The organism is uncultured Nitratireductor sp. (genome assembly GCF_913053745.1).
In the GTDB taxonomy this organism is placed as follows: domain Bacteria; phylum Pseudomonadota; class Alphaproteobacteria; order Rhizobiales; family Rhizobiaceae; genus Nitratireductor.
Map to the genome: position 1 here is coordinate 1 of NZ_CAJXGF010000177.1, position 7,969 is coordinate 7,969.

General features: G+C 61.1%; 9 protein-coding genes and 1 pseudogene. 2 read left to right on the plus strand and 8 right to left on the minus strand.

Going from position 1 to position 7,969, the window contains the following annotated elements:
• Window positions 1–392: pseudogene (locus QZ638_RS20655) on the plus strand (hypothetical protein); the annotation flags it as partial.
• A 5-nt stretch (window positions 393–397) separates the two neighbouring features.
• Here the strand turns inward: QZ638_RS20655 and QZ638_RS20660 are convergent.
• Together QZ638_RS20660 and QZ638_RS20665 are read right to left on the minus strand one after the other, a co-directional pair.
• Entirely contained in the window at window positions 398–1,993 is a 1,596-nt protein-coding gene (locus QZ638_RS20660) for a cisplatin damage response ATP-dependent DNA ligase (RefSeq protein ID WP_295813880.1), read from the minus strand.
• Window positions 1,993–3,003: a ligase-associated DNA damage response exonuclease gene (locus tag QZ638_RS20665; RefSeq protein ID WP_295813902.1), complete on the minus strand. Its 1,011-nt coding sequence runs from the start codon at window positions 3,001–3,003 to the stop codon at window positions 1,993–1,995. The genes QZ638_RS20660 and QZ638_RS20665 overlap by 1 nt, the downstream gene beginning before the upstream one ends.
• A 114-nt stretch (window positions 3,004–3,117) precedes the next feature.
• Between QZ638_RS20665 and QZ638_RS20670 the strand changes: the two genes are divergently transcribed.
• Window positions 3,118–4,092 carry a methyltransferase gene (locus QZ638_RS20670; RefSeq protein ID WP_295813883.1) on the plus strand — a complete coding sequence of 325 codons (975 nt, stop codon included), beginning with the start codon at window positions 3,118–3,120 and terminating at the stop codon, window positions 4,090–4,092.
• A 50-nt stretch (window positions 4,093–4,142) separates the two neighbouring features.
• Here the strand turns inward: QZ638_RS20670 and bfr are convergent, their stop codons facing one another.
• The 6 genes from bfr to QZ638_RS20700 form a co-directional block, all read right to left on the minus strand.
• Complete coding sequence (gene bfr, locus QZ638_RS20675) at window positions 4,143–4,628, minus strand: bacterioferritin (RefSeq protein ID WP_295813885.1); 486 nt, start codon at window positions 4,626–4,628, stop codon at window positions 4,143–4,145.
• Window positions 4,594–4,908, minus strand: a complete 315-nt coding sequence (locus tag QZ638_RS20680; protein WP_295813905.1) for a (2Fe-2S)-binding protein — start codon at window positions 4,906–4,908, stop codon at window positions 4,594–4,596. Before QZ638_RS20680 ends, bfr begins: the two co-directional genes overlap by 35 nt.
• 294 nt (window positions 4,909–5,202) lie before the next feature.
• Window positions 5,203–5,817, minus strand: coding sequence for a DapH/DapD/GlmU-related protein (locus QZ638_RS20685; RefSeq protein ID WP_295813889.1), 615 nt, complete (start codon window positions 5,815–5,817; stop codon window positions 5,203–5,205).
• Complete coding sequence (phnL, locus tag QZ638_RS20690) at window positions 5,814–6,521, minus strand: phosphonate C-P lyase system protein PhnL (RefSeq protein ID WP_295813892.1); 708 nt, start codon at window positions 6,519–6,521, stop codon at window positions 5,814–5,816. Before phnL ends, QZ638_RS20685 begins: the two co-directional genes overlap by 4 nt.
• Before the next feature lie 2 nt (window positions 6,522–6,523).
• Window positions 6,524–7,300 (minus strand): phosphonate C-P lyase system protein PhnK, encoded by a 777-nt coding sequence (phnK, locus tag QZ638_RS20695; RefSeq protein ID WP_295813895.1) that lies wholly within the window; start codon window positions 7,298–7,300, stop codon window positions 6,524–6,526.
• Between the two features lie 52 nt (window positions 7,301–7,352).
• A partial coding sequence (locus tag QZ638_RS20700) for an alpha-D-ribose 1-methylphosphonate 5-phosphate C-P-lyase PhnJ (protein WP_295813898.1) occupies window positions 7,353–7,969 on the minus strand: 617 nt, incomplete at its 5' end.

The following is a 7,969-nucleotide window of genomic DNA, read 5'->3' on the forward strand; positions in this document are numbered from 1 at the left end:
CCGCATCAGGTGGCGGCAGTGTCGATGTAATGCGCAATGACGATCAGGTTTTCCTGCGCATCAGCGCGGCGGGCAGCGACGGCGTTTCTTTCGATGTGGGGCAGGGTGTTCTGGAAGCGCTTGCGGGCCGTAGCGCTATTTTCAGCATCGAGGCACGGGCGCAGGATGGCGAAGAAACGCAGCTCTCGCTCTCGTGCGATTTCGGTGCGCTCGGCGACTGTGGGCGCACCCGCTATGTGGTCGGCCCCTCTCGCTCGGATTATCTCTTCGAGGTCGAACTGCCCGACGAGGTGCCGGGTAGCGGCGGCACGATCACCATCGTTCCGGATGTGACGGGAGGCGGTCGCGTGCTCGACGTCTTCTCTATCCGCGCCGCTGTTGCTACGCGGTAATCCGGTCAATCGGTCAACATGGCCGTCAGCGTTTCGAGCCGGTCGGCTTCGGCGGCCGGCTTGTCCCAGCGCAGGCGGGATATTCGCGGAAATCGCATCGCGACGCCCGATTTGTGGCGTGACGAGCGGTTGAGCCCCTCAAAAGCGATCTCCAGCACCAGGCCATGGCCTGGTTCGGCACGCACGGAACGGACTGGACCGAAACGCTCCACCGTGTTCTCCCGCACGTATTTGTCGATCTGCTTCAATTCCTCATCGGTAAAGCCGAAATAAGCCTTGCCGACGGGCACCAATTCCGGTGCGTCCCCTGTGTCTCTCCAAACACCGAACGTATAGTCGGAATAATAGCTCGACCGTTTGCCGTGACCGCGCTGGGCGTACATCAGTACCGCGTCGACGGTGAAGGGGTCGCGCTTCCATTTGAACCATGATCCCTTGGGACGGCCCGGCACATAGGCGGAATCGCGCCTTTTCAGCATCACGCCTTCAATCACCGGATGCGGCGGGTTGCTGCGTTTTTCTCCCAACTCATCCCAGCTTGAGAAATCGACCATTGGCGAGAGGTCGAAACGATCTCGTGAAAGCTTCGAAAGGTTGTCCCGTAAGATTTTTCTTCGTTCTTCGAAAGGCAGGGCGCGCACATCACTGCCGCCGATCTGCAGAAGGTCGTAGCAACGCAGGAAGACGGGGTACTCGGCGAGCATCTTGCTCGAGACCGACTTGCGGTTCAGGCGCTGTTGCAAATCCGAAAACGATCCGGTTTTGATGCTCGGATTTCCGACCAAAAGCTCTCCATCCAGCGTCATTTCGGCATCGAATGCCGCCAAAAGGTCGGGAAACGCGCCGGAAATCTCATCGCCTGTACGCGAATAAAGTCGTTTCATGCCGTCTTCGCAGGTCGCCTGCACGCGAATGCCGTCCCATTTCCATTCGGCGACATAGTTTTTCGGGTCGAGCTTCGCAAAATCATCGTCGCCGACCGGATGCGCGAGCATTACCGGGCGGAAGAGGGCCTTCACTGCGCTTTCGGGCTTGTCCGCGGTGCCTTCAAGCCAGGCGAAAAGCGCTTCATAGGGCGGTTCGAAACCATGCCAGAGCTCTTCGATCTCACCCACATTCTTGTCGCCGAAGGCGGCAAGCGCCTGCTTTGCAAGGCGTGCCGAAACGCCGATCCGCAAGCCCCCGGTGGCGAGTTTTATCAGGGCGAAACGCGCCGAGGGGTCGAGCCGGTCCAGAAGCTCGGCCATGACGGTGGGTGCATCGGAACGGCTGACTTTGGAGAGCGTTTCGACCACCTGGCCAAGGCGCGGCGGAACAGCCCGACCGGGAGGGGCGGGCCATACAAGCGAGATCGTCTCCGCCAGATCGCCCACATAATCGTATGAATAAGCAAAAAGCACCTCGTCCATGCGCTCGCCGATCAAGGTGCGCAGCATGGCAGGTTTGACGGCAGGAAAGTCGAGCCCGCCGGTCAGCGCTGCGAGTGCATAGCCTCGATCGGGGTCAGGCGCGATGCGGAAATGATTCAGCAAAAGTCGGAGTTTCCCGTTACGCGACGGGGTGAGAACGAGACGATCGAGGAGGTTGGCAAAGCGCTGCATCACTCAGCTTCGTCTTCATAGCCAACAAGGTTGAGCGGGCGCGCGGCGATGCCGTTCAGCTCGCACCAGCGGACAATCGCTTCCTCGCGGCCGTGCGTGACCCAGACTTCACCCGCCTCGGTTTCGCGTATGGTGGCGGTCAGCTCGTTCCAATCGGCATGATCGGACAGGATCAGAGGAAGCTCGACACCGCGTTGTTTTGCGCGCTGACGAACGCGCATCCAGCCGGAAGCGAAGACATTGAGCGGATCGGCGAACCGGCGCGTCCAGCGTTCGCCGAATACAGATGGCGGCGCGACGATGATCTGGCCCGCGCCCTGGTCGACGATGCCTTCCTCTACAGTGGCGGGCGCGAGCTTGCCGAGCTTGATGCCTCGGCCCTGATAGTAGCGGCAGAGTTTAGCCAGTGCGCCGTGAATGAGAATTGGCGCGTCGTGACCGGCGGCGCGCAAGAGGCTAATGACGCGTTGTGCCTTGCCCAGCGAATACGCACCGACGATGTGCGCACGCTCAGGAAACTGCACAAGCGAAGCGGTCAGGCGGTGGATTTCACTCAAGGGGTCGGGATGAACGAAAACCGGAAGGCCAAACGTTGCCTCGGTAATAAAAACGTCGCAACGCACCGTTTCGAAGGGTGCGCAGGTCGCATCGGCATGGCGCTTGTAATCACCCGACGCGACAATGCGCAATCCCCTCGCTTCGACGGCTATTTGCGCAGAACCGAGTACATGCCCGGCGGGGTGAAATGAAACAGTAACGCCGCCATGCTGAAGAGTTTCGCCGTATCCGATGGCTTGCCGGCGCGCCGCAAAATTTGCGCCGTAGCGCAGCCTCATAATGTCGAGCGTCTCCTTCGTCGCCAGAACATGGCCATGACCTGCGCGGGCGTGGTCCGCATGGCCATGGGTGATCGCGGCCCGCTCTACCGGACGGACCGGGTCGATGTAGAAATCGCCGGGCGGACAATAGAGCCCTGCCGGGCGCGGGTGGAGCAGATCCTGCGGCTTCATGGCCAAGAAGATAGGATATTTTCCCGTCGGCGAAAGACAGGCTTGTCAGGAGAGATTTCGAGGAGCATAAACGCCCACCGCCCGCGTAAGGGCCATCCCGGAAAAAAATACTGCATGACGCCGCTCTCTTTTACTTCGGGCAACCTTCTGGCCGATCGTCGGGCGGAGTATGCCGAGATGCTGTTTGAAAATGGCGATTTCAAAGCCGCTGCGGACCTCATGGGAGAGGCGCTTGATCTCGCACCCGACTGGGCCACGGGTTATTATCGCCACGGCGAGATGCTGGCCGAAGCAGGTGAAATCGCCGCTGCGGTGAACGCCTGGCGCGCGGTTCTCAGATTGGACAAAGAGGACCGGCTTGGCGCGGCGCTGAAGCTGGAACTGCACGGCGCGCTCGATGGTCTCGACGCGGTTCCCTCAGCCTTTGTGGAAACGCTTTTCGACCAGTATGCGGAAACCTTTGACGCGGCATTGGTGGATAAGCTCGGCTATCGGGTGCCGCAATTGCTGGAAAGTGCGCTTTTGCGCCTCGGTCGGGACAGTTTCGCACATGCGGTCGACCTCGGCTGCGGTACGGGTCTGATGGGCGAGCGGCTGCGGAGCCGCGTGAGTTTCCTCGAGGGGCTGGACATATCGACGGAAATGCTGAAACGGGCGGAAGACAAACAGATCTACGACCGGTTGGAACGGTTTGACTTGTCGGCCCTCGCCGGACTGACGCGCGAGGCCGATCTGGTCACGGCGGCCGATGTATTCATGTATCTGGGGACACTCGACCGGCTGTTTTCGGTGGCTGGCGCATCGCTTTCACCAGGCGCATTGCTTGTCTTCTCGGTCGAGCATCACGCAGGGCCGGAAGCGATGGTGTTGCGCGCTTCGCGCCGCTATGCCCATTCCGAGCAGTACCTGCGTGCGACCCTGGCAGGGGCGGGGTTCGAGCCCGTTTTGCTTGAGAAGGCGGTTATACGGATGGATCGCGGGGCGTCGATAGAGGGGCTGATCGTGGCGGCCGAACGTCGAGGGGCCGCGAGCGCAATCGGCGATGCCGCGGTGGTTGTGGGCAGGAAAGAACAGCCGAGAGCCCACTGATTGAGTGGGATGGCCGGAAGCGTATGTCCACCGGCCATTCCGAAATCCGATTATTCTGCCTCGTCGGCCGAACCGGCGTTGAGTTGGCCGTATTTGGCCTCGCCAATGTTATCCAGAAGCTCAAGCTGAGTTTCCAGGAAGTCGATATGACCTTCCTCGTCGGCCAAAAGCTCCTCGAACAATTTCATGGAGACGTAATCGCCAGCGGCATGGCAGTCGTCACGGGACTCCTTGTAGAGTTTGCGGGCATCCTGCTCGCCGGCGAGGTCGGCTTCAAGAACTTCCTTGAGATTCTGGCCGATACGCAGCGGTCCAACGACCTGCAGATTGGGATGACCTTCGAGAAAGATGATACGCTCGACCAACTTGTCGGCGTGATGCATCTCCTCGATCGATTCCTCGCGTTCCTTCTTCGCGAGTTTGGTAAAACCCCAGTCTTCCAGAAGGCGATAATGCAGCCAGTATTGATTGACCGCGCCGAGCTCGTGGGTGAGCGCCTCGTTAAGCCGCTCGATAACCTTTTTGTCGCCTTTCATTGAACCTGCTCCCGTAGCGCTCGCGCAATGCACGAACCTGGTCTAGATATGTCACGACTTCAGCTCCCTCGCTTTCATCGTGACGCTGGTGGTACTGCTCCGTTACACGGATAATCGTTTCCACCACATTTGGGAAGCAGCCGCAACACCGGCCGCGCTTTGAAAGCGTGTGATAAACCTTGGCAGGCACGATAAGTTGCCACGGATCGTCGTCCAACATAGAGACGATCGTAGCTTCGATCTCTTTCTGGGTAATCAGATTGCACTGACAGACGAGCATGGCGACGTCGGGAACTCCGTGGCTTTGCAAGGTCAAGCCCACATGCAAGGCCCTCAAACCTTCGTGCCGGAGTTTGTCGGAGGGAGCGCCCGAACCATCAATCGTCATGCCGGCAGGTTCAGCGGCACAGAAGTGGCGGGCAACGACAGACGTCCTGCGATCGAAAGGGTTAAAGGCCCCGACATCATGGACGCATCGCGCGGATGCAAGTCTATAGAACACGTGGGCGCATGGCTCTGTCAATAAAAACCTGACAATAATATTCAGGGAAAGCTGCGACGCGATGGCGCGGGCTTACGCTTCGTGCTTTTCCAGGAATTGTTCTGCGTTCAGTGAGCGAAAGTCGTCAAGCGCGGTGCGGAGCCTTCCGTGATCCCAATTCCACCAGGCAAGCGCCTGAAAGCGCTCGGCGATTGTGCGGTCGAAGCGCGTGCGGATGCGACGAGCGGGTACGCCGCCGACAATGGTGTAAGGGGCGACATCCTTCGAAACGACCGCGCCGGCGCCAACCACTGCCCCGTCGCCCACCGTGACCCCGGGCAGCAGGGTCGATCCGTGGCCGAGCCAGGTGTCATGGCCGATCCGCACCATGTTTCCCCGCCGCCATTCGAAGAAATCGGTGTCATGCTCCGCGTCCGGCCAGTAATCGCCGGAGCGGTAGGTGAAATGGTGCAGGGTCGGCCGCCAGGTCGGGTGGTTCGTGGCGTTGATGCGCACGGCGGCGGCAATGTTGGAGAACTTGCCGATCTCGGCACACCACACGCTGCAGTCCTGGGTCATGTAGGAGTAGTCGCCGAGCGCGGTTTCATGAACGCGCGATCGCTCGCCGATTTCCGTGTAGCGACCGAGCGTGGAACCGACGATCTCCGCAGTGGGGTGGATCGAGGGTTGTTCCGAGAGTTGTTTCATGCCGCTTTCCTGTCTGGCGCGAAATCGGTGACATCTATGATGCGGTCGGCAACGACCTCGCGCACATCCTGATCGTGGAAAATACCGAGGAGAGCGACGCCTTCCTTCTTCTTTTCGCCGATCATGGAAACGACAATCTCGCGATTGGCTTTGTCGAGCGAGGCGGTCGGTTCATCGAGCAGCAGGACCGGATGATCGGTGATGAAACCACGCGCAATGTTCACGCGCTGCTGTTCGCCGCCGGAGAAGGTGGCGGGTGGCAGATCCCAAAGGCGCTCGGGCAGGTTTAGGCGCTCAAGCAGCATTTCGGCCTTGCCGCGGGCGGTTTCCAGAACCTCGCCTCGGGCGATAAGCGGCTCGGCCACCACATCACGTGCGGAAACGCGGGGCACAGCGCGCAGGAATTGGCTGACATAGCCGATCGTGTCGCGGCGAACGGCGATGACGGTGCGCGGGTCGGCTGTGGCGAGATTCACCAGATTGCCGTCATGGGTGGCGATCACCTGGCCGCTGTCGACGGCGTAGCTGCCATAGATCATCTTGAGGATGGAGCTTTTTCCGGCACCCGAGGGGCCGCCCAGCACAGCGCATTCGCCGGCAGAGAGCGAGAAGGAGACATCGGCCACCACAGGCAGGCGAATGCCGCCCTGAAGGTGCATGGTAAAGCTCTTGCAGACTTCGGAGACGACGAGGGGCGTTGCCATGATCATACCTGCAGGATGGAGGAAACGAGAAGCTGGGTGTAGGGCGCCTGTGGATCGTCGAGTACCCGGTCGGTGAGGCCGCTTTCGACTACATGACCGTCCTTCATGACGATCATGCGATGCGAGAGAAGGCGGGCGACGGCGAGGTCGTGGGTGACGACAATGGCCGAGAGGCCAAGTTCGTGAACGAGGCCGCGCAGGAGGTCGAGCAAGCGCGCCTGGACCGACACGTCGAGACCGCCGGTCGGCTCATCCATGAAGACGAGGCGTGGGCCGGTGACGAGGTTGCGGGCGATCTGGAGGCGCTGGCGCATGCCGCCGGAGAAAGCACGCGGCTGGTCGTCGATGCGGTCGTCGGAGATCTCCACGCGGCCAAGCCAGTCGGTCGCGGTGGCGCGGATATCGCCATAGTGACGCTGGCCCACGGCCATAAGCCTTTCGCCGACATTAGCGCCGGCGGAGACCGTCATGCGCAGCCCGTCGGCCGGGTTCTGGTGGACGAAGCCCCAGTCGGTGCGCATCAGGAAGCGCCGCTCGGCCTCGCTCATGCGGTAGAGGTCGTGAAAGGCTCCGTCGCGCATGCGGTAGGATACGGTTCCGGACGTTGGCAGCAGGCGCGTCGACAGGCAGTTCAAGAGGGTGGTCTTGCCCGAGCCGGACTCGCCCACCACTGCCAGGACCTCGCCCGGCCACAGGTCGAAGGAGATGTCGTTGCAGCCGATGCGGTTGCCATAGAATTTCGAGATGGAGCGAACGCGAAGCAGCGGTTCGTCATTCATTGGGTCTCTCCGCGAATTTTTGGAGCTTTGCGCATCATGTTTTCGGTGCGCGTCACGTTGCAGCCTCCTCAGCCGCCAAATGCCCGCGATGGCCTCTAGCGCGGCGCGCCTCGCAATTGTCGGTGTCGGAGCAGACGAACATGCGCCCGCCGCGATCGTCGAGAATCACCTCGTCGAGATAGACCCCGGTCGCACCGCAGAGGCCGCACGGTTCCCTGAAGCGCTGCACCGTGAAGGGATGGTCCTCGAAATCGAGGCTCACGACCTCCGTGTGGGGCGGGATCGCGTAGATGCGCTTCTCGCGCCCCGCGCCGAAGAGCTGCAGCGCCGGGCAATTGCCGAGCTTCGGGTTATCGAACTTCGGGATCGGCGAGGGGTCCATGACATAGCGGCCCTCGACCTTCACCGGATAGGCATAGGTCGTGGCGATGTGACCATGGACGGCGATGTCCTCGTAGAGCTTCACATGCATGAGCCCGTATTCTTCGAGCGCATGCATGGTGCGCGTCTCGGTCTCGCGCGGTTCGAGGAAGCGCAGCGGCTCCGGGATCGGCACCTGGTAGACGAGGATCTGGCTGGCACGGAGCGGCGCCTCGGGAATGCGGTGACGCGTCTGGATGATGGTCGCCTCTTCCGTGTGCGTGGTCGTGGCGACGCCCGCGGTCTTGG